Here is a 23,992-nt window from a genome sequence, read left to right as displayed (position 1 = left end):
CTGGGACCGGGCGGGTCACGGTGACCCGCTGTACTGCTATCCGGAGCCGTTTTCCCTGAGGACCGGCTCTTCCGCACACCGACGAGTACGAGGACGAGGACAGACGTGCCCACCGGCAAGGTCAAGTGGTTCAACAGCGAGAAGGGCTTCGGCTTTCTCTCCCGCGACGACGGCGGCGACGTCTTCGTCCACTCGTCGGTTCTCCCTGCCGGAGTCGACGCCCTCAAGCCCGGCCAGCGCGTGGAGTTCGGCGTGGTCGCGGGCCAGCGCGGCGACCAGGCCCTCTCCGTGGTGGTCCTCGACCCCACCCCGTCCGTCGCGGCCGCGCAGCGCCGCAAGCCGGACGAGCTGGCGTCGATCGTGCAGGACCTGACGACGGTCCTGGAGAACATCACGCCGCAGCTGGAGCGGGGCCGCTACCCCGACAAGGCCTCCGGCGCGAAGATCGCGGGCCTGCTGAGGGCGGTCGCCGACCAGCTCGACGTGTAGCCGACCAGCTCGACGTGTAGCGGGACGCACCCCGCCGAGGCGCTGTCGTAGCGCGGCCCCTGCCGGGTCAGGCCTGGCTCTCCGCGAAGAGCCGGGTGGACCTGCCCAGGGCCGCGCGCACAGCGCCCGAGCGGGTCAGCGGCGCGCGGTCGACACCGGCGAAGAGCGTGACGAGCACGATGTCCGCGGCCACCGCCCGGCCCGCCGCCCGCACCACCAGCCTCCTGCCGCCGCCGCGCCCGGACAGCTTCGCCGTGAGGGACGCGCCGGGGTCCTCGTCGTCGGCCCGGCGGGTCAGGACGTACTGCTTCCGGTTCACCGCCCGCAGCCGGTAGTGGTCGCCGCCGTACCGGAAGTGCAGGGCGCGGGCCCGGCGGGTCAGACCGAAGCGGTTGCGCCGCAGGTGGACCATGGCGTCGCCGACGCGGAGCACCGACCGGTTGAGCGTCGGCAGGTCGGCGGCCTCGGTGTGGATGCCGCGGGTCTCGAACACCGCCGTGGGTACCGACGGGCCGCGCACCTCGGAGACCACGCTGCCCGGGGTGTGCTTCCGGGGCAGCGGGGCGGTGAGGACGATCTCGCCGAACCCCGACGCCGTGCCCCGGTAGCCCGCCCGTCGCTCGTGCGTACGGCCTTCCTTCCAGAACGCCAGGGTGAACGGGGCGGTCGACAACGCCAGGGTGAACGGGGCGGTCGACGCGGCGGTCGACGTGTTGTGCACCGTGGGTGTCCTTCCGGTCCGCTCGGTCAGGGAAACGCCAGCGCGTCCGGGCCCAGCGGGGGGACCAGTCCCTCGGCCGCCGCGCGGGTCAGCAGGCCGCGGATCGCGGCGTAGCCGTCCTCGCCGAGGTCGGCGGTGAACTCGTTCACGTACAGCCCGATGTGCTGGTCCGCGACGGCCGGGTCCATCTCCTGGGCGTGCTCCAGGACGTACGGCCGGGAGACCTCCGGGTGGTCCCAGGCGAGCCGGACCGAGCTGCGGATGGTGTCGGCGAGGCGGCGCAGGGTCTCCGCGCCGAGCGAGCGCTTGGCGATGATCGCGCCGAGGGGGATCGGGAGCCCCGTGGTGTCCTCCCAGTGGCGGCCCATGTCGGCGAGGTTGTGCAGGCCGAAGTTCCGGTACGTGAAGCGGGCCTCGTGGATGACCAGGCCGGCGTCGACCTTGCCGTCCCGTACGGCGGGCATGATCTCGTCGAACGGCATCACGACGACCTCGCCGACGCCGCCCGGCACCATCTCCGCCGCCCAGAGCCGGAACAGCAGGTACGCCGTCGAGCGCTCGCTCGGCACGGCGACGGTCCGGCCGGTCAGGTCGAGGCCCAGCTCCTTGGTGAGGACCAGCGGACCGCAGCCCCGGCCCAGCGCCCCGCCGCACGGCAGCAGCGCGTAGTCGTCGAGCACCCACGGCAGCACGGCGTAGGACACCTTCAGGACGTCCAGCTCACCGCGCTCGGCCATGCCGTTGGTGATGTCGATGTCCGCGAAGGTCACGGCCGGCACGGGCGCGCCGGGGACCCTGCCGTGCGCCCAGGCGTCGAAGACGAAGGTGTCGTTGGGGCAGGGGGAGAAGGCGATCTCGATCGGGTCCGGGCCCGGGTCCGGGTTCGCTTCAGCTTCAGTGGTCATGCCGGTGCCAACCTTCCAGTACGGGGGCGATCTTCCCGAACGCGTCCCGGAGCGCCGCCAGCGCGTCGCCGATGCGCCAGGCGTCCCGGTCGCGGGGTCCCACGGCGTTCGACACCGCCCGCAGCTCCAGTACCGGCACATCGGCCCGGGCGGCGGCCTCCGCGACCCCGAAGCCCTCCATCGCCTCGGCCAGCGCCCCCGGGTGCGCGGCGAGCAGATCCCCGGCGCGCTCGGCGGTGCCGGTCACGGTGGAGACGGTGAGGACGGGGCCCACGGCGGCGCCCGTGGCGGCCGCCACCTGCCGTACGAGCGTGGGCGGGGCGGTGAAGCGGTCCCGGCCGAAGCCGAGCGCGGTGACCGGCAGGAAGCCGTCGGGGGTGTCGGCGCCCAGGTCGGCGGCGACGATGTCGCTCGCCACGACCAGCGAGCCGAGCGGCGTCAGCGGGGTGAACGCCCCGCCGATCCCGGCCGAGACGACGAGTCCGTACGGCGTGGATGTCGGCGTGGACGTCGGTGTGGATGTCGGAGGGGGCGTCGGCGCGGACGCCGACGCCAGGGCGAAGGCGGTGGCCGCGGCGGCGGCGGCCGGGCCCGCACCGCCCGCCAGGACGTCGAACGCACCGGCGCGGTGCAGCTCGCCCCCCGGCAGTGCCACGATCTCCGGCGCGCCCCCGAACGCACGCGTGACCGCGTCCCGTTCCACCGGGACAGCGGTCACGACCAGCACACGCACGGATACAGCCTCAGGGTCGAGGACGGGGGGAGGGGCGCTCTCGGTCGAGCGGGTCAGTCCTTCTTGAGCTCGAACTGCCAGATGCCCGTGAGCTTCTTGCCCTTGGTCTCCACGATGGAGATGTTCGTCTTCTCGGCCGGCTGGCCCGTCTGGCTGGCGAAGAAGGCGCTGCCGGGGATCGTCCGGTAGGTCTTGTCGTACGGCTCCTGCTCGGCCTGCTGGCCGTTGATGAAGAGCGTCCAGCCGTTCTCGGCGATCTCGGGGTCGACGCCGAAGCGGACCTTGTCGTCCATGGAGACCGTGAGGGACTTCTCGGCCTTCTTGTTCAGGCAGCCCTGGATCAGGGACTCCTTGATCGCCTCGCCGTCGTTGTAGCAGGCGGCCTCGGTGTTCACCGAGTCGCTGCCGACCGTCACGGTGGCGAGCGGCGTCGGCTTGTCGCAGGCGGACAGGACAAGGAGTCCCGCGGACACGGCACCAAGAGCGACGCCGATTCGACGGCCCTTACCGGAGAAGAACGCAACGGTCATGGGCCGAAGGCTATCGGTCGCCTCCGCTCATGCCACGCGGGGGTGCGGCGTGCCGCGCCGCGCGGACCCCAGGAGGCCCCGTACGGACGTGGCCGCGCCGAGCGCGAGAATGCCCGCGGCGACCGACATGCCGAGCACCGCGTTGAGCGGCAGGACGATGCCGATGGCGCCGCCGGCCACCCACGCCATCTGGAGCAACGTCTCGGACCGGGCGAACGCGGAGGTGCGGACCTCCTCGGGCACGTCCCGCTGGATCATCGCGTCGAGCGACAGCTTGGACAGGGCCTGGGTGAAGCCGGCGACCGCGCCGAGCGCGGCGACCAGCACGGTGGAGAAGAAGACCGCGGTCAGGACCGCCACGCCCAGCGCGAGCCCCAGCACCGTCGCGATGATCACCTCGGGGCCGCGGGCCCGCAGCCAGGAGCCCACCGCCGTACCGCAGGCGTTGCCGACGCCCGCCGCCACGCCGACGATGCCGAGCGAGACCGCCGCGCTCTGCCCGGCCAGCGGGTGCTCGCGCAGCAGGAACGCCAGGAAGAAGATGAGGAAGCCGGAGAGGGCCCGGTGCGCGGCGTTGGCCTGGAGCCCGTGCAGGACGGACCCGCCGACGGACCGCAGGCCCGGCGGCCGCTCTCTGGCCGGTTTCTCCCCGTTGCCGCGCCCGCGGAGGCCCGCCCGGGTGCTGCCCTTGCCGGGGGCGGGACGCGGGGCGGCTTCCTCGTGGTGCGGGACGATCAGCCGCGCCCGGCGCTCGCCCTTCGCGGAGTCGACCTTGGGCGGCAAGGTGAAGGCGAGGAACGTGCCCGCGACGAAGATCGCGCAGGCGCCGTAGAGCGGCCACGGTGAGCCGATGGTCTGGAGGCCCGCCCCGATCGGGGCCGCCACCCCGGTGGCCAGCAGCCCCGCCAGGGTCACCCGGGAATTGGCCTTCACCAGGGAGAACTTCGGTGGCAGCAGCCGCGGCACGACCGCGCTGCGCACCACGCCGTACGCCTTCGACGAGACCAGGACGCCCAGCGCGGCCGGATACAGCTCCAGACCCCCCGTGGCGACCGCGCCCGACATGGTGATCGCCAGCAGCGCCCGGGCCAGCATCGCGCCCGCCATCGCGGCGCGCCGGCCGTGCGGCAGCGGGTCCAGGAGCGGGCCGATCACCGGGGCGAGGAGAGTGAAGGGGGCCATGGTGATGGCGAGGTAGAGGGCCACCCTGCCCCGTGCCTCGTCCGTGGGCACCGAGAAGAAGACGGTGGAGGCGAGCGCGACCGTGATCATGACGTCGCCCGCGCCGTTCACCGCGTGCAGTTCGATCAGCTTTCCGAGGCCGGACTCCCCCGCGCCGTGGGCGTGCGTCGCCTTGCGGATACCGCGCGCCGTGCCGGTGAACGGGGCGCGCAGGGCATGGCCCGTCGCCCGTCCCGCCCTGCGGAGCGGGCCGGGACCGTCGTGCGACCTGGCGGCAGTCACCCCGTCATAGTGCCCCAACCCCGGCCGGTATGAACGGCGATCGGCCGCGGACGCGCGTGTGACGTCCTGTCGGACGAGCGCGCCCGGACCGACCGGGGCCTGCCGCCATCCGCGTCCGAACGGCACCGGCGGGCCCGCCGACGGGGACGGATACAGCACGTTTGGGACGGGCAGGTGGGCGCAGCGCGGCGGAGAGGGTAGCGTGCGTAACGCGCCACCGGCGGTTGTTCTTGGCCGCGCGCCTCTCGGCGATCCCGCAGAATGGGTGGCAGAAGGCGCGCCCGAGGCAGGCACAACGGGTGTGGACGTCGACGCGGCCCCCAGGTCCGCTCCGCCCGCACTTGTCTGGCCGAAACGGCAATCGTGCGGCAGCCGGCGCGCTCGTGAGACTGGCGTATGGAGAGAAGCGAAGACCTGTGAGTGCTGCGACGACGACGCGAAGCCGTACGGCCCGGACCCCCGTTCCCGACCGCCTGTGCGCCGAGGCGGTGGACCTCGCGCGCGCGGCCGCGGAGGAGGCCGCCGCGCCCGGTGTGGTCGGTGAGCACATCGGCGTGGTCTCCGAGGGAGACCGGGTCGTCACCCACTACTTCGAGGCCAAGGAGCCCGGGTACCGGGGCTGGCGCTGGGCGGTGACGGTGGCGCGGGCCTCCCGCGCGAAGAACGTCACCCTGGACGAGACGGTGCTGCTGCCGGGGGACGACGCCCTCCTGGCGCCGGAGTGGGTGCCGTGGAGCGAGCGGCTGCGCCCCGGCGACATGGGCCCCGGCGACCTGCTGCCCACCGAGGCGGAGGACCTGCGCCTGGAGCCGGGCTGGACCGGTGAGGACGAGCCGCCGCCGAACTCCGTGGTCTCCCGTGAGCTGGCGGAGCTGGTCGACGCGGAGGACGCCGAGCTGACGGACCGGCCGGTGGCCGCCACCAGCCGCGGGTCCATCGCCGCGGTCGCCGACGAGCTCGGTACGCGCCGGGCGCGGGTGCTGTCCCGGTACGGGCTGTACGCGGCGGCCGACCGCTGGGACGAGGAGTTCGGCCCGAAGACGCCGATGGCCCAGGCGGCCCCGGCGACGTGCGTCAGCTGCGCGTTCCTGATCCCGATGGCGGGCTCCCTGAAGCAGGCCTTCGGGGTGTGCGCGAACGAGTTCGGCCCGGCGGACGGGCATGTGGTGTCGCTGGCGTACGGCTGCGGCGGGCATTCGGAGGCCGCGGTGATGCCGACGCCGCCGAAGCCGGCGCCGCACGCGCTGGACACGGTGCGGGTGGACGCGTACTCGCTGCGGCCGGAGCGCGGTGGGGGCTCCGTGCCGGCCGAGACGGACGGGGCGTCGGAGGACCTGGGTCACTCCTGACGCTCCTGCCCGCTGAGGGGTCCGGGCTTGCGGTGCCCGGGAATCGCGCGGTGTCCTCAATCGCCGGACGGGCTTGATTCCCGGGCGGCGCCCCAAGCAGCGGTGTGCGGTGCCTCTTGCAGCGGTGTGCGGTGACCCCTCCAGCGCCGGACACGGTGGCCCCTCCAGCGCCGGACACGGTGGCCCCTCCAGCGGTGTGCGGTGACCCCTCCAGCCCGTCCGGCGTTTGAGGACGGAACCGTTGACGTGGTGGTGGCTGCCGCTGCGGGGGTGCTGGGCCCCAGGGACCTTCTCCGTGCACGCCCACCCGGGCAAGGGTTCCGTCCTCAAACGCCGGACGGGCTGGGATAGCCGGGCTTGCCGGCCCCCGTGGGTGCCGGGCGGGATGGGATGGCCGGGCTCGGCCGTGGCAACGGCGCGGGGCGGGCGGGATGGCCGGGCTCCGGCGAGGCCAAGGGGGCCGGGCCGGCCGGGATGGCCGGGCTTGCCGGTACGGCGGGGGCGGCGCGCGCGGTACCTTCGGGCGCACACTGGGCCGCACAGGCATACGCGGTCCCCACCCAGCGGAGGAGTCGAGAGCGTGAGCATGAAGGCGACCGAGGGGGCCGATCCGTTCGGGACGGCACGGCTGCGGCGCGGCGTGCTCGACGCCTGGGGGGCCGGGCCCGCCCGGTTCCGGGAGGACGCCAACGCCGAGGAGGACCTCGCGCTCGGCGGCTACCGCGACCGCCTCGTCGTCGAGCTGGCCCAGAACGCCGCCGACGCCGCCGCCCGCGCCCGCGTCCCCGGCAGGCTCCGTCTCACCCTGCACCCCGCCGCCCCCGGCGACCCGGACGACCGCTGCGTGCTGGCCGCGGCCAACACCGGCGCGCCGCTCGACGCCACCGGCGTGGAGTCCCTGAGCACCCTGCGGGCCTCCGCCAAGCGCGAGGGCCACGAGTCCTCCGTCGGCCGCTTCGGCGTCGGGTTCGCCGCCGTCCTCGCGGTCAGCGACGAGCCCGCCGTGCTCGGCCGGCACGGCGGCGTCCGCTGGTCCCTGGCCGAGGCGCGCGAGCTGGCCCGGGAGGCGGCCGTCGGCAGCCCCGGCCTCGGCGACGAGCTGCGCCGCCGCGACGGACACGTACCGTTGCTGCGCCTGCCGCTGCCCGCCGAGGGCTCCGCGCCCGACGGGTACGACACCGTCGTCGTGCTGCCGCTGCGCGACGGCACCGCCGAGGACCTGGTGGCCCGGCTGCTGGCCGCCGTGGACGACGCGCTGCTGCTCACCCTGCCCGGCCTGGACGAGGTCGTCATCGAGACCCCGGACGGGACGCGGACCCTCAGCCGTTCGGCCCACGGCCCGTACACGCACATCGACGACTCCGCGCACGGCCTGGGCCGCTGGCGCACCGTGCTCCACCACGGGCCCGTCGAGCCCGCCCTGCTCGCCGACCGCCCGGTCGAGGAGCGGCTGCGCCCGCACTGGTCGGTGACCTGGGCGGTGCCGGTCGACGAGGCGGGCGCCCCGCTCCACCCCCGTACCGCACCCGTCGTGCACGCCCCGACGCCCACCGACGAGCCACTCGGCATCCCCGCCCTGCTCATCGCCTCCCTCCCGCTGGACACCGCCCGCAGGCACCCCGCGCCGGGACCGCTGACCGACTTCCTGGTGGAGCGGGCGGCCGACGCGTACGCGGAGCTGCTGGGCTCCTGGCGGCCCGTGTCGACCGGGACCATCGACCTGGTGCCGGGGCCGCTGGGCAAGGGCGGCCTGGACGGGGCCCTGCGTGGGGCGATCCTGGCCCGGCTGCCCCGGGTCGCGTTCCTGGAGCCCGCCGCGCCCCGGGACCCCGAGGCCGAGCCGGGCTGGGCGGACGACTGGGACCGGGACCAGGACCGTACGGAGGGCACCTCCGCCCTGCGGCCCGTGGAGGCGGAGGTCGTCGAGGGCGTCGGGGCCGAGACCGTACGGGTGCTCGCCGAGGTGCTGCCCTGTCTGCTGCCCGCGGGCCTGGAGCGGCGCACCGAGCTGCGCACCCTGGGCGTCGCCCGCGTCCCCCTGACCGAGGCCATCGACCGCCTCGCCGGTTTGGAGCGTGACCCCGCCTGGTGGCGCCGGCTCTACGACAGCCTCGCGGGCACCGACCCCGACCGGCTCTCCGGCCTCCCCGTCCCCCTCGCGGGCGACCTGGACGGCGAGCGGGCGGGCCGTCCGCCGCGCACCACGATCGGACCGCGGCAGGTCCTGCTGCCGCTGCCGGACGCGCTCACCGGCCCCGTCCTCGCCCGGCTCTCCCGCCTCGGCCTCAAGGTCGCCCACCCGGACGCCGCACACCCGCTGCTGGAGAAGCTCGGGGCTCTGCCCGCCACCCCGCGCGCCGTGCTGACGACTCCCCAGGTGCGGGCGGCCGTCGCCGGTTCGCTGGACGCGGGGGAGATCTGGGACGAGGACGCGCTCGACGGCGAGGAGCTGGCCGAGACCGTGCTCACCCTGGTCCGGGACGCCGAGCTGGCCCCCGGCGACGAGCCCTGGCTCGGCGCGCTCGCCCTCCCCGACGAGGACGGCGAGCCGTCCCCGGCGGGGGAACTCGTCCTCCCCGGCAGCCCGTTCGCGCAGGTCATGCGCGAGGGTGAACTCGCCCTCGCCGACCAGGAGCTGGCCGACCGCTGGGGAGAAGGCCCGCTCACCGCCTGCGGGGTGCTCGCCACCTTCGCCCTCGTACGGACCACGGATGTGGTCCTGGACCCGGACGAACTGGAGCCCCGCGACAGCGACTTCGCCGAACCCGACGACGCCGGGCTGCTGGACGCCGTCGACGTGTGGTGCGAGGACCTCCTCGATCAGCTGCCGGAGACCCCCGTGCCGCCCGTCGCCACCGAGATCGTCGCCGTACGGGATCTGGACCTGGTCGACGACGACGCCTGGCCGCAGGCGCTCGCGATGCTGGCGAAGCCGCCGCTGCGCGACGCGCTGACACAGCCGGTGCGGGTGCTGCTCCCGGACGGCACGACGCAGTCCGTGCGCCCGTACACCGCGTGGTGGCTGCGGGACCACCCCGTGCTGGACGGCCGCCGCCCGGCCGGACTGCGCGCGGCGGGCGGCGACCCCCGGCTGGCCGGGCTCTACGACGCGGTGGACGCGACCGGCTTCGACGACGCCCAGGTGCTGCGGGCCCTCGGGGTGCGCACCTCGGTCGCGGCCCTGCTGGACGAGCCGGGCGGTGCGGCGGAGCTGCTGGGCCGGCTCGCCGACGAGGACCGCCCCGTCACCCCCGTACAACTGCACGCGCTCTACACGGCGCTCGCCGAACTGGACCCGGACCAGGTGACGTTGCCGGACGAGCTGCGCGCGGTGGTGGACGGGGACGTGGCCGTGGTCGACGCGGCGGACGCCGTGATCGCGGACGCCCCCGACGTGCTTCCGCTGACGGGGGGCCTGCCGCTGCTCCCCGTAGCCCCTTCCCGGGCCGCCGAGTTGGCCGAGCTGCTCCAGGTGCGGCGGCTCGGCGAGACGATCGAGGCGGGCGTGACGAGCGAGGGCGAGGAGCACCGCGTACCGGAGCCGGTCCGCGTCCTGCTCGGACCCGGGACCCCGGACACGTACGTCGAACACCCCGAACTCCGCGCGGGCGGCGTCGAACTGGACTGGCGCCGCACCCCGGACGGGACCGTCCACGCCGCGACCCTGGAGGGTGTGGCGGCCGGCCTGGCCTGGGCGGCCGGCCAGTGGCCCCGCCGCTTCGAGGTCGCGGCCCTGCTGGAGGACCCGTCCCGGACGGAGGAACTGGCCCGCGACCGCTGGTTCGACTGAGGGGCCGCGGTTCGACTGAGGGGCCGCGGTTTCCCGGCAGTGAGCTGCGGGTTCACAGAAAAGTCACAGGTCCGCACAACCGTTCACGCTGTTCGCCTGTCTGTTCCTGTGAGCCAAGAGGCTCATGGATCAGATGGGCCCCGCCGGGCTGACGACGCAAGCGCGCCCCGGGGCCCCTTCTCCACTTGGGGACACATGCGTATTCGTGCCACCGTGGCCGCCGTTTCCGGCGCCCTGGCCCTTTCCGCTCTCGCAGTACCGGCCGTCCAGGCCGACGAGAAGCCCGACGCCGGTCTGAGCGTGCCGTCCGGCGCCGACGTCTTCGCCTCCGAGCCCGGCGCGCCCGCCGCCAAGGCCCGCGCCGCCCGTGCGGCCGAGACGCCCGTCATCAAGAAGGTCGTCGTCAACGGCGGCAAGGACATCGTGGTCGGCACGAAGTCCAAGAAGAAGTTCACCATCGCGATCACGGCCTCGTCGCCGTCCGGCATCGCCGACGCGGACGCCTACCTGTGGCACGGCCACATCGACGAGGTCGACGGTTTCCTCGGCACCGAGCAGGCGGCCAAGTGCAAGGTCTCGGCGAACCCGACCACCTCCACCTGCACCGTCTCGATCACGGTCGACCCGCGGTCCGACGACCTCTACACGAGCAGCCTCGCCGGCACCTGGAAGGTCGCCGTCGGAGCGCTCGCGGACACCGGCAGCGACTATGACTTCATCTGGAACGACACCCAGGCCAAGACCCGCGTCCAGCGCTTCTCCAAGCTGACCGTCAACGCCTCCCCGGAGCCCGTGAAGAAGGGCAAGACCATCACGGTCACCGGCAAGCTCACGCGCGCCAACTGGGACACCAACACGTACAAGGGCTACACCAAGCAGCCCGTGAAGCTCCAGTTCAAGAAGAAGGGAGCCAAGAGCTACACGACCGTCAAGACCGTCAAGACGAGCTCGACCGGCACCCTGAAGACCACCGTCAAGGCCTCGGCCGACGGCACCTGGCGCTACAGCTTCGCCGGTACGTCCACCACCCCGGCCGTCTCGGCCAAGGGCGACTTCCTCGACGTGAAGTAGGACCGACAGGCGCTCGACGTGAAGTAGGACCGACAGGCGAAAGCCCCCGGGAGGACCACCGTCCTCCCGGGGGCTTTCCCGTGCCCACACCTCCCGGAGGACGCCCGGGGGCCGTCCCCTACATCCCGAAGCGCCGCCCCACCCAGCGCCAGACGAACTCCAGCAGCGCGGCCGCCGCCACCGCGATGCCGACCGCCGCCCACGGCATGGTCGTGCCGACCAGTTTCAGCGCGAAGAAGTCCTGGAGCCACGGCACCACGAGCACGATCAGGAAGCCGAGCCCCATCGCCGCCACCAGGCCGACACGCCACCACGTGTACGGGCGGGCGATGATCGCCAGCACCCACATCGCGACCAGGAACAGCGTCAGCGTCGCCGCGCTCGTCTCGGCCGCCAGCGCGCCCTCGCCGCTGTAGTGGTGCCGCGCCACCAGGTACGTCGTGAAGGTGGCCGCCGCCGCGATGACGCCCGAGGGGATCGCGTACCGCATGACCCGGCGTACGAAATGGGGCTGGGCCCTTTCCTTGTTCGGCGCGAGCGCCAGGAAGAACGCGGGGACGCCGATGGTCAGCGTGGCCAGCAGCGTCAGGTGCCTCGGCAGGAACGGGTACTCCACCTGGGTGCAGACCACCAGGATCGCCAGGAGCACCGAGTAGACCGTCTTGGTGAGGAAGAGCGTCGCGACGCGGGTGATGTTGCCGATCACCCGGCGGCCCTCGGCGACCACCGAGGGCAGCGTCGCGAAGCTGTTGTTCAGCAGCACGATCTGCGCCACCGCCCGCGTCGCCTCCGAGCCCGAGCCCATCGAGACGCCGATGTCGGCGTCCTTGAGCGCGAGGACGTCGTTCACGCCGTCACCCGTCATGGCGACCGTGTGGCCGCGCGACTGGAGGGCGGCCACCATGTCCCGCTTCTGCTGCGGGGTGACCCGGCCGAAGACCGCGTTCTGTTCCATGGCCGTGGCCATCTCGTCCGGATCGGTGGGCAGCCTGCGGGCGTCCAGCGTGTTCTCCGCGCCCGCGAGGCCCAGCTTCCCGGCGACCGCGCCGACCGAGACCGCGTTGTCGCCGGAGATGACCTTGGTCGCCACGTTCTGGTCGGCGAAGTAGGCGAGCGTGTCGCCCGCGTCCGGCCGCAGCCGCTGCTCCAGGACGACCAGGGCGGTGGGCGCGGCTCCGGCCGCCGCGCCGGGCGCGCCCAGCTCGCCCTCGGCGCGGGCCAACAGCAGCACCCGCAGGCCCTGCTCGTTGAGGTGCTCGATCTCGGTGAGGGTCGCGTCGCCCTCGGACAGCAGGACGTCGGGGGCGCCGAGCAGCCACGCGGAGGCCGTTCCGTCGGCCTCGGCGAACGCCGCGCCGCTGTACTTGCGCGCGGAGGAGAACGGCATCGCGTCGGTGACCGTCCAGCTCTCCACGCCGCCGTCGGCGGCCGGGAGCGTGTTGCCGTCGGCCGCCGGATGCGCCTCGTCGTCGCCATGACCCGCCGGGTACGCGTCGATGATGGCCCGGAGGCTGGCGTTGGGCCGCGGGTCCGAGGAGCCGAACGCCCGCAGCACCCGCGTCACGTACGCCTCGTCGCTCCCGTTGAGCGGCCGGACCTCCGTGACGTCCATGCCGCCCTCGGTGAGGGTCCCCGTCTTGTCCAGGCAGACCACGTCGACCCGGGCGAGGCCCTCGATGGCCGGCAGCTCCTGCACCAGGCACTGCTTGCGGCCCAGCCGTACGACGCCGATGGCGAAGGCGACGGAGGTGAGGAGGACCAGGCCCTCGGGGATCATCGGGACGATGCCGCCGACGGTCCGGGCGACGGAGTCCTTGAAGTTGTTGTCCTTCACGACCAGCTGGCTGGTGATCAGCCCGATCGCGGTCGGCACCATCATCCAGGTGACGTACTTCAGGATCGTGCTGATGCCGCTGCGCAGCTCCGAGTGGACGAGCGTGAAGCGCGACGCCTCCTCGGCGAGCTGTGCGGCGTACGCCTCGCGTCCGACCTTGGTCGCGGTGAACGCGCCGCCGCCCGCGACGACGAAGCTGCCGGACATCACCGGGTCGCCGGCCTGCTTGACCACCGGGTCCGCCTCCCCGGTGAGGAGCGACTCGTCGATCTCCAGGCTGTCGGCCTCGGCGACCGTGCCGTCCACGACCACCTTGTCCCCGGGGCCGAGCTCGATCAGGTCGCCGAGGACGATCTCGGAGGTGGAGATCTCGGCGGCGACCCCGTCGCGCCGCACGGTCGGCTTCGCCTCGCCGATCACCGCGAGGCTGTCCAGGGTCTTCTTGGCCCGCCACTCCTGGATGATGCCGATGCCGGTGTTGGCGACGATCACGAAGCCGAAGAGGCTGTCCTGGATCGGCGCGACGAACAGCATGATCACCCAGAGCACGCCGATGATCAGGTTGAACCGGGTGAGGACGTTGGCCCGGACGATCTCGGTGACCGAGCGCGAAGAACGTACGGGTACGTCGTTGACCTCGCCGCGCGCGACCCGTTCGGCGACCTCGGCGGTGCTCAGCCCGTCCGGCCGACGGGCGGGCGGTGGCTCCATGGGGTGCACGGGGTCGAGTTCCGCCCCCGCGTCGATCATGGCCGGCCGGGGGGTTCCGGGGGTCTGCTCCCCGGAGGAGTCGAGTGCCCGCTGCGTCATGGGTTCGACGGTACGGGCGTGCGCGCCGAACCACCCACCGGAGGGGCGAAGATCCGACCAGGGGAGGACGAAGACGGTCCCGTGGTCGTACGGGAGCTTCGCGGAGGCGTCCTACGGGGACGGAGTCAGTCCGTCCGGTCGCCGGACGGAGTCAGTCCGTCCGGTCGGCGCGGCCCGCCGGGTCGCCGCCCAGCGCGCTGTCCGTCGCCGCGGCCCCCGCGGCGTCCTTGGCCTCGACCTTGGCGGCGTGGCGCTTGAGGGCGGCGTCGCGCCCCCGGACGTACCAGATGCCGATCAGGCCGAGTCCGGCCCCGGCCAGCGGGGTCCACACCCACCAGGTGTGGCCCCGGTCGGCGAACCAGCCGTAGAAGGGGAGCTGGGCGAGGAAGAGGACGAACCAGAGGATCGTGCCGCCGACGACGGTGGCGACGACGGGGCCCTCCAGGGGTTCGGGCGCCTCGTGCTGCGGTGTCCACTTCTCCATGAGTTCAGTGTATGGGGCCACCGGACCGAGGGGTGTACGGCCCGGTCGGCCCCAGCGGCCACGCGGGTCTACGCGCGGAGATAGCGATCTTCGCTTGATGTATTCATACTGAATCTGCTTTGGATTGGCTCGATTCGTTCGTCTGAACATCCAATTTCGATCACCTTGCCTGCCCCATCGCATCCACTCCTCTACGTACGACTGAGGTCACCCATGCCCCCCTCGGCCACCGCTCCGGTCGACTCCCCGCCCCCCGCGACTCCGCAGTCCCAGGGCAGCCTGGACCGGTTCTTCAAGATCTCCGAGCGGGGGTCGACCGTCGCCCGCGAGTTCCGCGGCGGGTTCGCCACGTTCTTCGCGATGGCGTACATCATCGTGCTCAACCCGATCATCCTGGGCAGCGCGAAGGACATGTACGGCAACCAGCTCGACAACGGGCAGCTGGTCACCGCCACCGTGCTGTCCGCCGCGTTCTCCACGCTGCTGATGGGCGTCATCGGCAACGTGCCGATCGCGCTCGCCGCCGGTCTCGGCGTCAACACGGTCGTCGCGCTCCAGCTCGCTCCCAAGATGAGCTGGCCGGACGCGATGGGCATGGTCGTCCTCGCGGGCATCGTGGTGATGCTGCTGGTCGCCACCGGGCTGCGGGAACGCGTGATGAACGCCGTGCCGAAGTCGCTCCGCAAGGGCATCGCCATCGGTATCGGCCTCTTCATCCTGCTGATCGGCCTCGTCGACTCGGGCTTCGTCTCGCGCATGCCGGACGCCGCGCACACCACCGTGCCGCTCCAGCTCGGCGGCGACGGTCATCTCACCGGCTGGCCGATCCTCGTCTTCGTCCTCGGCGCGCTGCTCACGCTCGCGCTGATCGTGCGCAAGGTGCCCGGCGCGATCCTGATCTCGATCATCGCCATGACGGTTCTCGCCCTGGTCATCGACGCGGTGGCGGGCCTGCCCGACGGGGCGTGGGGCCTGACGACGCCCGCGTGGCCGGGCAACCCGGTCTCGGCGCCGGACTTCGGGCTGCTCGGCGAGGTCAGCCTGTTCGGCGGCTTCGAGAAGGTCGGCATCCTGACCGGCGTCCTGTTCGTCTTCACCGTGCTGCTGTCCTGCTTCTTCGACGCTATGGGCACCATTCTGGGCGTCGGCGACGAGGCGAAGCTGATGGACCAGGAAGGCAACTTCCCCGGCATCAACAAGGTGCTGTTCGTGGACGGCATCGCGGTCGCCGCGGGCGGCGGCAGCTCCTCCTCCGCCACCACGTGCTTCGTGGAGTCCACCGCGGGCGTCGGCGAAGGCGCCCGCACCGGACTGGCGAGCGTGGTGACCGGTCTGCTCTTCTCGGTGGCGCTGTTCCTCACACCGCTGGCGACCATGGTCCCGTCGCAGGCGGCCACCCCCGCCCTGCTGGCGGTCGGCTTCCTGATCATCGCGGGCTCGGTGCGGGACATCGACTGGAGCGACTACACGCTCGCGGTCCCGGCGTTCCTCGCGATGGTGATGATGCCGTTCACGTACTCGATCACCAACGGCATCGGCATCGGCTTCGTCGCCTTCTCCGTGCTGCGCCTGGCGGCCGGGCGCGGCCGTGAGGTGCCGGTGGCCATGTACGCGGTCTCGGCGGTGTTCGTCTTCTACTACGCGATGCCGGCGCTCGGCCTCACGTGATCGGTTCTCCGTGATACCGCCCGGCGGCCTCACGTGATCGGTGGCGTCACGCTCCTCCTGGAGTCGATCGGAGGCGTCACGCTTGCCTCGGGGTCGCTTCCCTCGGGGGCGCCCCTCCCGGGGTCGCCGTAGAACTTCTCCGTCTCCTCGACGGCCACCTTGAAGCGTTCGTCGAAGTCGTCGCGAATGAGCGTCCGGACCACGTAGTCCTGGACGCTCATTCCGCGTTTCGCGGCGTGCTGCCGGAGCCGGTCGAGCAGCTCACCGTCTATCCGCAGGCTGAGCACTGTCGATCCCATGCCCAGCAGGGTCGCCGCCCCGGAGCGCTCTGTGCGTCACTTTTCGCTCCTAACTCACTCGTTCGGGTGCGCGATTTCTCGCGCGTGTACCACCAGGTGGTATTTAGATTGGGTAATGAGTTACGCTAACAAACATGCCTGACCTGATCCACGACGGCGACAGTGCCGCCGCCGTGAGCTCCCTTCGCTCCGCCGTGATGCTGCTGGGCCGTCGACTGAAGCACCAGCGTGTCGACGAGTCGCTGAGCCCCACCGAGATGTCGGTGCTCGGCACCCTTGCCCGTTGCGGTTCGGCCACCCCCGGTGAGCTGGCCCGCAAGGAGCACGTGCAGCCCCCGTCGATGACCCGCATCGTCGCGCTGCTGGAGGCGAAGGGGCTGGTCAGGCTGGAACCGCACCCCGATGACCGTCGGCAGAAGAGGGTCAGCCAGACCGAGCAGGCCGAGGCCATGCTCGCGGAGAGCCGCACCAAGCGGAACGCCTGGCTGTCCCACCTCGCCGAGGGCCTGGACGAGGACGAGTGGGAGACGCTTCGGGCCGCCGCGCCCGTGTTGGAGAAGCTCGCCCACCTGTGACCCCGCGGGCGCGCCGACGGTGATCCGCCGCCGGACCGGAAGCACGAACCGGTCCGGGCCGGATCACCGCCGGAGCGCCCGTCGTCACGTCCTCGTCGGACCGAACGCCGCAGACGCCCGAGGAGGCGAACCCTTTTGAGTACGGGATCCGGAGCAGACTCCGCCCCCGCACCGACTTCCACCCACGAGAGCAAGACCGGCGGGACCTTCTCGTCGCTGAAGATCCGTAACTACCGCCTGTTCGCCACGGGCGCCGTGATCTCCAACACCGGTACCTGGATGTCCCGCATCACGCAGGACTGGCTCGTGCTGAGCCTGACGGGTAGCGCCACCGCCGTGGGCATCACGACGGCCCTGCAGTTCCTCCCCATGCTGCTCTTCGGCCTGTACGGCGGCGTCATAGCCGACCGCCTGCCGAAGCGGCAGATACTGCTCGTCAGCCAGGCCCTGCTCGGCCTGTGCGGCATCGCGCTGGCCGTCCTGACCCTGTCCGGCGTCGTGGAGGTCTGGCACGTCTATCTGGTCGCCTTCCTCCTCGGCATGGTGACCGTCGTCGACAACCCGGCCCGTCAGTCGTTCGTCTCCGAGATGGTCGGCCCCGCGCAACTGCGCAACGCGGTCAGCCTGAACTCGGCGAACTTCCAGTCCGCCCGGCTCATCGGCCCCGCCGTCGCGGGCGTGCTGATCACCACGGTCGGCAGTGGCTGGGCCTTCCTGCTCAACGGCCTCTCCTTCCTGGCCCCGCTCGTCGGCCTGCTGATGATGCGCACGAACGAGATGCACGCCTCGGTGACCGTCCCCCGCGCCAAGGGCCAGCTCCGCGAGGGCCTGCGCTACGTGAAGGGCCGCCCCGAGCTGATCTGGCCGATCGTCCTGGTCGGCTTCGTCGGCACGTTCGGCTTCAACTTCCCGATCTGGCTGACCGCCTACGCCGACGAGATCTTCGACGGCGGGGCGGGCCTGTACTCGTTCTTCAACATCCTGATGGCGGCCGGTTCGCTGGCCGGCGCGCTGCTCTCGGCCCGCCGCCGCTCCACGCGGCTGCGGATGCTGGTGATCGCGGGCACGGCGTTCGGGCTGCTGGAGATCGCCGCCTCGCTGTCCCCGTCGGTCTGGCTGTTCTCGATCCTGCTGGTCCCGATCGGCATGCTCGGCCTGACCACGAACATCACCGCGAACACGAGCGTCCAGATGGCCGCCGACCCGGAGATGCGGGGCCGGGTGATGAGCCTGTACATGATGGTCTTCGCCGGGGGTACGCCGGTGGGCGCCCCGATCGTCGGCTGGATCAGCGACACGTACGGCCCCCGCACCGGCTTCGCGGCCGGCGGCGCCATCTCGGTGGTCGCCGCCCTGGGCGTCGGCTTCGCCCTCGCCCGCGTCGGCGGCCTCCGCCTGAAGGTCGACCTCCGCCCGGGCCGCCCGCACGTCCGCTTCGTCCCGCGCGAGCAGCTGGCGACGGCGGCGTGACCCGCAGAGAACCGCCCTCCTCCCGGACCGGGAGGAGGGCGGTTCTCGTATGGCCGGGCGGGGTCGGGCGGGGCGGGTCGCGGGGCCGGTCACGGGTTCAGTCGCGGGGGAAGGCGTCGGTCGCGAGGACGAGGCCGACGACGGTCGAGGTGAGGTCGACAGGGGTGCCGAAGTCCAGGCTCAGGACACTGCGGTACTCGTCCTCCTTCGGGAGGGTGTGCAGGTGCCAGGTGCCGGTGTACGGATCGACGATGAGGTAGACGGGGACACCGGCGAGCGCGTAGGTGGCCTTCTTGGAGCCGTAGTCGTTGGCGGCGGTGCTCCGGGAGATCACCTCGGCGACGAACTCGACGTCCTGGTAGCGCCAGCGGCCGTCGGCGGTCTTGGCGGCGTCTGTGGCAAGGGCTGCGACATCGGAGGCGAAGCCGTTGAGGACGCCGGGGAAGTCGATGCGTACGTCGGACAGGAGCCGGTTTTCCTGATAGCAGGGCAGCAGTTGCCTGATGATGCCCAAGATGATCCGCCAGTGTGTGTCCCGCTGCGGCGACAGGTGAACGGTCCCCTCGACGATCTCGACCTTGAATCCCTCGGGGACGGGCTCAAGCCACTCGAACATCATGTCCAGGGTGCGCTCGTCGCTGGTGTCGGCCATGTCGATCCTGTCGGTGTCTACGACGGTCATCGTGCCGCTCCTCCCCGCTGTCGCACGGGCGTGCGGGCAGCCGCGTAGTACAACGATAGGCCCGGCGCCCCGGACACGCCCGGACCTGCGAGACTCGCGCGCATGAGCAGCCACGGCTCCGGCCACAGCTCCGGCCGTCCGCCCGCCCAGCGCCTCTTCGCCGCCGTCCTGCCGCCCGCCGGGGCCGTCGCCGGGCTCCGGGCCGCGCTGGCCCCGCTCCACGCGCTGCCCGGCGCGGGGGGCCTGCGGTGGACGGGCCCCGAGGGCTGGCACTACACCCTGGCGTTCTACGGCGAGGTCCCCGAGGGAGTCCTCCCGGAGCTGTACGCGCGCCTGGAGCGGGCCGCCCACCGCACCGAGCCCTTCCCGCTCCGCGTGCACGGGGCGGGGCACTTCGGCGGGCGGGCCCTGTGGGCCGGGGCGGCGGGCGGGCTCGACACGCTGCGGCTGCTCGCCGAGCGCGCCGACGCCGCCGCCCGGCGGGCCGGGCTGCCGATGGAGGAGCACCGCCGCTACGCCCCGCACCTCACGCTGGCCCGGAGCCGGGGCGAGGCGGACCTGAGGCCCTTCACCGCGGCGCTGGCGGGGTTCGAGGGGGAACGCTGGGAGGCCGGTGAGCTGAGTCTCGTACGGAGCGATCCGCCGGTGTCCGGGGTGCCGGGGGAGCGGCCGCGCTACGAGACGGTGCGGGCCTGGGCGCTCGGCGGGTGAGCGGTGCCGTTACGCTCGAAGGGTGGACCCGAAGACCAGAAACCGCATCATGGCGGCCGTGCTCGTGCTGATGTTCGTCGTCGTCGCCGTGGGGGCCGCCCTGGGCGGCTGATACCGGCGGGCCGGGAGGCCGTGCCCGTCCGGCGCGTCCGGGGCACATGCTTGCCTGGAGTGGACTCGAAGGAGTTGGCTGGGGCGTCATGAAGTACACACAGCTCGGACGCACGGGACTCAAGGTCAGCCGACTCGTCCTCGGGACGATGAACTTCGGCCCGCAGACCAACGAGTCGGACAGCCACGCCATCATGGACTCCGCGCTCGGCGCGGGCCTGAACCTCTTCGACACGGCCAACGTCTACGGCTGGGGCGAGAACAAGGGCCGCACCGAGGAGATCATCGGCACCTGGTTCGCGCAGGGCGGCGGCCGGCGCGACAAGGTGGTCCTGGCCACCAAGATGTACGGGAACATGGCCGCCGACGGCGACGCCTGGCCGAACCACGACAAGCTGTCCGCCGTGAACATCCGGCGCGCGGTCGACGCCTCGCTCAAGCGCCTCCAGACCGACCACATCGACCTGTACCAGTTCCACCACGTCGACCGCGACACGCCCTTCGACGAGATCTGGCAGGCGATCGACGTCCTGGTCCAGCAGGGCAAGATCCTGTACGCCGGTTCCTCGAACTTCCCCGGCTACAAGATCGCCCAGGCCAACGAGCAGGCCGCCCGACGGGGGTCGCTCGGCCTGGTCAGCGAGCAGTGCATCTACAACCTCGCCGAGCGCCGCGCCGAGATGGAGGTCATCCCGGCCGCGCGGGACTACGGCCTTGGTGTCATCCCGTGGTCGCCGCTCCACGGCGGCCTGCTGGGCGGTGTCATCAGGAAGACGACCGAGGGCGGTCGCCGCGCCTCGGGCCGCGCCGCCGACGCCCTGGCCGACCCCGCCACCCGGTCCCAGCTCCAGGCGTACGAGGACCTGCTCGACAAGCACGGCCTGGAACCCGGCGAGGCGGCCCTGGCCTGGCTGCTGACCCGCCCCGGTATCACGGGCCCGATCGTCGGCCCCCGCACCGCCGACCAGCTGGACAGTGCCCTGCGCGCCCTGGAACTGGACCTCCCGGAGGCCGTGCTCACGGGCCTGGACGAGATCTTCCCGGGCCCGGGGCCGTCGCCGGAGGCGTTCGCCTGGTAGTCCCGCGACCGCGAAGGGGGCCTGCCGTCGCCGTGACGGGAGGCCCCCTTGCCGTTGCGGCTCAGTCCGTCAGCTGAGTGCTTGGAAGTCGAGCCAGCCGGAGGTTCCGATGGCGACGCCGCTCCCGGAGAGGTTGGGGTACAGGTAGAGCTTGTCGTCACCGCCGGTGGCGAAGATGTCCGCCTTTCCGTCCGAACCCGCGTCGGGGAAGGCGGTCAGCAGCGGGCGGTGGGCCCGGGTCCAGCCGGTTCCGATGACGGTGGAGGCGGCCCCGTCGCCGAGGCCCTCGCCGGCGGGGCCGGTTCCCTGGTAGAGGCGGAGCTCTCCGTTCGTCCTGTGCCGGGCGATGAGGTCGACGCGGCCGTTGCCGGTGCGGTCGCCCGGTGGGACCAGGTCGTAGTTCGACCACGATCCGGTGCCGACGAGGACGGGTGCTCGGGAATCGTCCAGGTAGAAGGACGTGGAGCCGTAGTACAGCCAGAGGAAGTCGCCCTCCTTGACGAGGAGGTCGGGGTATCCGGCGACATCGACGGTGCCGTCGTTGTCGGTGTCCAGGGGGCCGTCGACGTCACCGATGGCGAGGATCTGGTCCGCGTTCTTCCAGTGGTTGTTGGCCGGGTCGAAGACGTCGAGCGCCTGGCGTTCGTACAGGCAGGAGCGGGAGTGCCCGTCGGCTTGTTCGTCCTGGGCGGTGCAGGCCCAGCCGACGCCGTTGTTCGGGTAGAGCTGGAGGGTCTTGCCCTCGTCGCCCGGGATCGCCGCGATGAGGTCCTCGAAGCCGTCGCCCGTCCAGTCCCCGCGGTGGGTGATGGAGGCCCCGGTGAAGTCGCCGTTGCTCGCGGTGGTGCCGGTGCCCACGTAGCCGTTGCCCTGGCCGGGGTACAGCCACAGCTCGCCGCTGCCGCGTACCCCGTAGAGGTCGGCGTTGTCGTCGCCGTTGAGGTCGCCGGCCTGGTCCGGGATGGTGAGACCGTCGGCGTAGAAGAGGTAGGAGGCCCGGTCGGAGCGGTTCTGGGCGGCGTCGAGGCTGCGGACGTAGAGCCGCTGCGCTCCGGCCGAGGGCGGGGTCAGGACGAGTTTGGCGTCGGGCTTGCCGTCTCCGTCGAGATCGGTGCCCGGGCTGACGTTGCGGACGGCGGGGTCCCAGTCGCTCCAGTACTCGTAGGACTTCACGTCGTTGACGCCCCCGTTGCCGAGGATGAACGTTCCCGCGGTCCGGGCCTTGCCGGTGGTGGCGGGCCAGCCGTCGGAGCCGTCGGGGAACTGCTGGGAGCTGACGGTGGGCGGGGTGCTGGGCCGGGTGGGATCGAAGTCGAAGCGGCAGGTGCCGGGGGTGGGGTTCCAGGAGGATTTGGCGGTGGAGTCGAGCGCCTGCACCTTCCAGCCGAAGTTGCCCTTGGCTGCCGTCAGGTACGTCTGCAACGTGGCCTTGGGGACCTTGACCCGGGCGACGGTGCCGGAGGTGACGGAGACGATCTGGTTGAAGATCTCGGCGCCGCCGGAGAGGTTGTTGGTGCCCCACAGGCGGAACTGCGCGCGCACCGTCCCGCCGTCGGGGTCGGAGACCTTCGCGGTGAGCGTGACGTCGGTGTTCCCGATGGTCGTGTAGGGGGCGACCATGTCGCACCCACCGGAACTGGGGATCGTGTCCAGGCTGTTGGGCACGTTGGGCACGGTGTTGTACGTGGTCGACAGGGCAGCCGTCGTGGCGTCGAACTTCTTCCACCCGAAGACGTCGTTCTCCATGCTGTCGGGCGCCTGCAGCCCGAAGGTGAGCGTGTGCCACTTGTTGGCGATGCCGTCCTTCGCCGCCGCTGTCACGTCGAAGGCGAGGTTCCCGGCGGGGCAGCCCGATCCCCAGCCGCGGGAATCGTTGACCGAGTCCAGCTTCTTACGCCGTTCGGGCCGGTTGTTCCAGGTGGTGGACGCGGAGATCGCGCTGGTCGCCCAGAGCTCGACCGGTCTGTTCGTGCACGACCACGACCAGGTGTTCTTGATCCGGAAGGTGGAGGACGACACCACCTTCTTGGTGGACCACAGGTTGGCGGACTTCATGCGGAAGTAGGATCGGGCCAGGCCGTTGGTCTCGTTCTCGTACCCCACGCGGGCGGTCGTCGTGCCCTTGGCGCCGTCCCAGTTGGCCCCGTTGAAGTACGAGTTGTTCGGGTAGCGCTTGTACGCGATGGTCCAGGAGTGGCGGGAGCCGGAGACGGCCGGGTCCAGGAGAACCGGGTACTGCGTGTCCTTGCCCGTCAGAAGATCCTGGTCCGGTGTCAGACTCAGTGTTCCGTCCGTGACGGCGAGCCCCATGGCCGCCTGCCGCGCACCGTATCCGGGCTCGAACTCGTCCGCCGGCGGCGGCGGTCCGCCGGCAGCGCTGTCGGCCGAGCGGGCGGCGGCGGGCGGCGCGGCCGTGCTGCTGTCCCACATCATGGGGGCCGGTGCGGTGAAGACCGTCTCGCCCGCCGGGTTGACCGCCGAGAAGTTTCCATGGGGGTCGGTCTTGGTCTCCAAGCCATCTGTCTCCAGGCCGAATTGAACCTGCCTCAGGGCGGGATCGGCGGCGGCCGCAGGTGTCTTGACGACCAGGAGACTGGTGAATCCCGCCGGGTTCGCCTTGACCTTGAGATCGACATCGGTAAGGACATTCCCGTAGGTCACGGTGTCGCCGTCGATCTCCGGCTCGGGCAGTGAATGCGGCCACGTCCAGGACATGCTGCGACCGTCGCGCATCACCGTTGCCAGAGGCCCGTCGCCGCCGCCGGAAAGACGCACGTCCACTTCGGTGGCTATCGGCGACAGAGAGCCGTCCGAAAGAGGCTTCAGCGTGGTGTCCATCGATACGAGCTTGCCGCCCTGACGTACGAACTGCGGTAGTGCGTAGGTGTCCTGGGTGAAAGTCCCGTCTGGGTTGGCGAACACCTGGGTCGTCTCGGTGCGCTGGGCGAGCACCTCCGCCGGGCGGCCGGACTCTGCGGCCTTCGCCTGTGCGGTGGCCTCGGGATCCGCCTGGGGAACGGCCTTCGGGCTCTCTTCCGGGTCGGTGGTGACGGTGGCGGCCACGGGTTCCGCGGCGGCGGCGCCGGGAAGTTGCTGGGGGGCACCGAGCGTCATGAGGGCGGCGAGCGCCGCCACGCCGGTGATGCCCCCCTTTGCTCTCCATCTGGTCTTGCTTCGCAAAAGTTCCATTAAAGAAGTCCCTCCCGGGTCGGTTTGA

19 protein-coding genes are annotated in these 23,992 nt (G+C 72.1%); 9 read left to right on the top strand and 10 right to left on the bottom strand.

All coding sequences use genetic code 11. The features are described from left to right. Positions 1 to 105: 105 nt before the first annotated feature. A complete protein-coding gene (locus tag D581_RS0118670) occupies positions 106 to 489 on the top strand; it encodes a cold-shock protein (RefSeq protein ID WP_015610403.1) in 384 nt (127 codons plus the stop codon). Positions 490 to 556: 67 nt separating this feature from the next. On the opposite strand, the gene D581_RS0118665 is transcribed toward D581_RS0118670, so the two are convergent. Genes D581_RS0118665 through D581_RS0118645 form a run of 5 tightly spaced genes read right to left on the bottom strand, consistent with a single transcriptional unit; the run spans position 557 to position 4,842 of the window. After that, entirely contained in the window at positions 557 to 1,210 is a 654-nt protein-coding gene (locus D581_RS0118665; protein WP_018958736.1) for a hypothetical protein, read from the bottom strand. A gap of 26 nt (positions 1,211 to 1,236) precedes the next feature. Then, on the bottom strand, positions 1,237 to 2,115 hold the full coding sequence (locus D581_RS0118660) for a 1,4-dihydroxy-6-naphtoate synthase (RefSeq protein WP_018958735.1): 879 nt from the start codon (positions 2,113 to 2,115) through the stop codon (positions 1,237 to 1,239). Next, entirely contained in the window at positions 2,105 to 2,848 is a 744-nt protein-coding gene (locus D581_RS0118655; RefSeq protein WP_020679220.1) for a futalosine hydrolase, read from the bottom strand. The genes D581_RS0118660 and D581_RS0118655 overlap by 11 nt, the downstream gene beginning before the upstream one ends. 53 nt (positions 2,849 to 2,901) lie before the next feature. Continuing rightward, a complete protein-coding gene (locus tag D581_RS0118650) occupies positions 2,902 to 3,378 on the bottom strand; it encodes a hypothetical protein (protein ID WP_026290655.1) in 477 nt (158 codons plus the stop codon). 27 nt (positions 3,379 to 3,405) lie between these two features. Continuing rightward, positions 3,406 to 4,842: an MFS transporter gene (locus tag D581_RS0118645; protein ID WP_018958732.1), complete on the bottom strand. Its 1,437-nt coding sequence runs from the start codon at positions 4,840 to 4,842 to the stop codon at positions 3,406 to 3,408. Between the two features lie 416 nt (positions 4,843 to 5,258). Here D581_RS0118645 and D581_RS0118640 point away from each other — a divergent pair, with 416 nt between their 5' ends. From D581_RS0118640 to D581_RS0118630, 3 genes are all read left to right on the top strand, one after another. Then, a complete protein-coding gene (locus D581_RS0118640; protein WP_032752819.1) occupies positions 5,259 to 6,191 on the top strand; it encodes a DUF3027 domain-containing protein in 933 nt (310 codons plus the stop codon). A gap of 586 nt (positions 6,192 to 6,777) precedes the next feature. Then, a complete protein-coding gene (locus tag D581_RS0118635) occupies positions 6,778 to 9,981 on the top strand; it encodes a sacsin N-terminal ATP-binding-like domain-containing protein (protein ID WP_020679219.1) in 3,204 nt (1,067 codons plus the stop codon). A gap of 195 nt (positions 9,982 to 10,176) precedes the next feature. Beyond that, positions 10,177 to 11,052, top strand: coding sequence for a hypothetical protein (locus D581_RS0118630; protein ID WP_026290653.1), 876 nt, complete (start codon positions 10,177 to 10,179; stop codon positions 11,050 to 11,052). A 118-nt stretch (positions 11,053 to 11,170) separates the two neighbouring features. Here D581_RS0118630 and D581_RS0118625 read toward each other — a convergent pair whose 3' ends face one another. Together D581_RS0118625 and D581_RS0118620 are read right to left on the bottom strand one after the other, a co-directional pair. After that, on the bottom strand, positions 11,171 to 13,696 hold the full coding sequence (locus D581_RS0118625; protein WP_018958728.1) for an HAD-IC family P-type ATPase: 2,526 nt from the start codon (positions 13,694 to 13,696) through the stop codon (positions 11,171 to 11,173). 151 nt (positions 13,697 to 13,847) lie between these two features. Beyond that, complete coding sequence (locus D581_RS0118620) at positions 13,848 to 14,180, bottom strand: DUF2530 domain-containing protein (protein WP_018958727.1); 333 nt, start codon at positions 14,178 to 14,180, stop codon at positions 13,848 to 13,850. A 213-nt stretch (positions 14,181 to 14,393) separates the two neighbouring features. Here D581_RS0118620 and D581_RS0118615 point away from each other — a divergent pair, with 213 nt between their 5' ends. Then, complete coding sequence (locus tag D581_RS0118615) at positions 14,394 to 15,848, top strand: NCS2 family permease (protein ID WP_018958726.1); 1,455 nt, start codon at positions 14,394 to 14,396, stop codon at positions 15,846 to 15,848. Positions 15,849 to 15,877: 29 nt separating this feature from the next. On the opposite strand, the gene D581_RS01000000137440 is transcribed toward D581_RS0118615, so the two are convergent. Next, the gene (locus tag D581_RS01000000137440) at positions 15,878 to 16,147 is read right to left on the bottom strand and encodes a hypothetical protein (protein ID WP_020679218.1); all 270 of its coding nucleotides are present in this window, start codon (positions 16,145 to 16,147) and stop codon (positions 15,878 to 15,880) included. Between the two features lie 134 nt (positions 16,148 to 16,281). Between D581_RS01000000137440 and D581_RS0118605 the strand changes: the two genes are divergently transcribed. Beyond that, positions 16,282 to 16,722 carry a MarR family winged helix-turn-helix transcriptional regulator gene (locus D581_RS0118605; RefSeq protein WP_007452526.1) on the top strand — a complete coding sequence of 147 codons (441 nt, stop codon included), beginning with the start codon at positions 16,282 to 16,284 and terminating at the stop codon, positions 16,720 to 16,722. Positions 16,723 to 16,857: 135 nt separating this feature from the next. Further along, complete coding sequence (locus D581_RS0118600; protein ID WP_018958724.1) at positions 16,858 to 18,192, top strand: MFS transporter; 1,335 nt, start codon at positions 16,858 to 16,860, stop codon at positions 18,190 to 18,192. Between the two features lie 97 nt (positions 18,193 to 18,289). Here the strand turns inward: D581_RS0118600 and D581_RS0118595 are convergent, their stop codons facing one another. Then, on the bottom strand, positions 18,290 to 18,874 hold the full coding sequence (locus tag D581_RS0118595; RefSeq protein WP_018958723.1) for a Uma2 family endonuclease: 585 nt from the start codon (positions 18,872 to 18,874) through the stop codon (positions 18,290 to 18,292). 102 nt (positions 18,875 to 18,976) lie between these two features. Here D581_RS0118595 and thpR point away from each other — a divergent pair, with 102 nt between their 5' ends. Both thpR and D581_RS0118580 read left to right on the top strand, forming a co-directional pair. Beyond that, entirely contained in the window at positions 18,977 to 19,585 is a 609-nt protein-coding gene (gene thpR, locus D581_RS0118590) for an RNA 2',3'-cyclic phosphodiesterase (RefSeq protein WP_018958722.1), read from the top strand. A 200-nt stretch (positions 19,586 to 19,785) separates the two neighbouring features. Then, on the top strand, positions 19,786 to 20,775 hold the full coding sequence (locus D581_RS0118580; RefSeq protein WP_018958720.1) for an aldo/keto reductase: 990 nt from the start codon (positions 19,786 to 19,788) through the stop codon (positions 20,773 to 20,775). 69 nt (positions 20,776 to 20,844) lie between these two features. Here D581_RS0118580 and D581_RS0118575 read toward each other — a convergent pair whose 3' ends face one another. Continuing rightward, entirely contained in the window at positions 20,845 to 23,964 is a 3,120-nt protein-coding gene (locus D581_RS0118575; RefSeq protein WP_063738204.1) for an FG-GAP repeat domain-containing protein, read from the bottom strand. Between the last annotated feature and the right edge of the window lie 28 nt (positions 23,965 to 23,992).

This window comes from Streptomyces sp. CNB091 (assembly GCF_000377965.1).
This window is presented reverse-complemented; position numbering and strand designations above follow the sequence as displayed.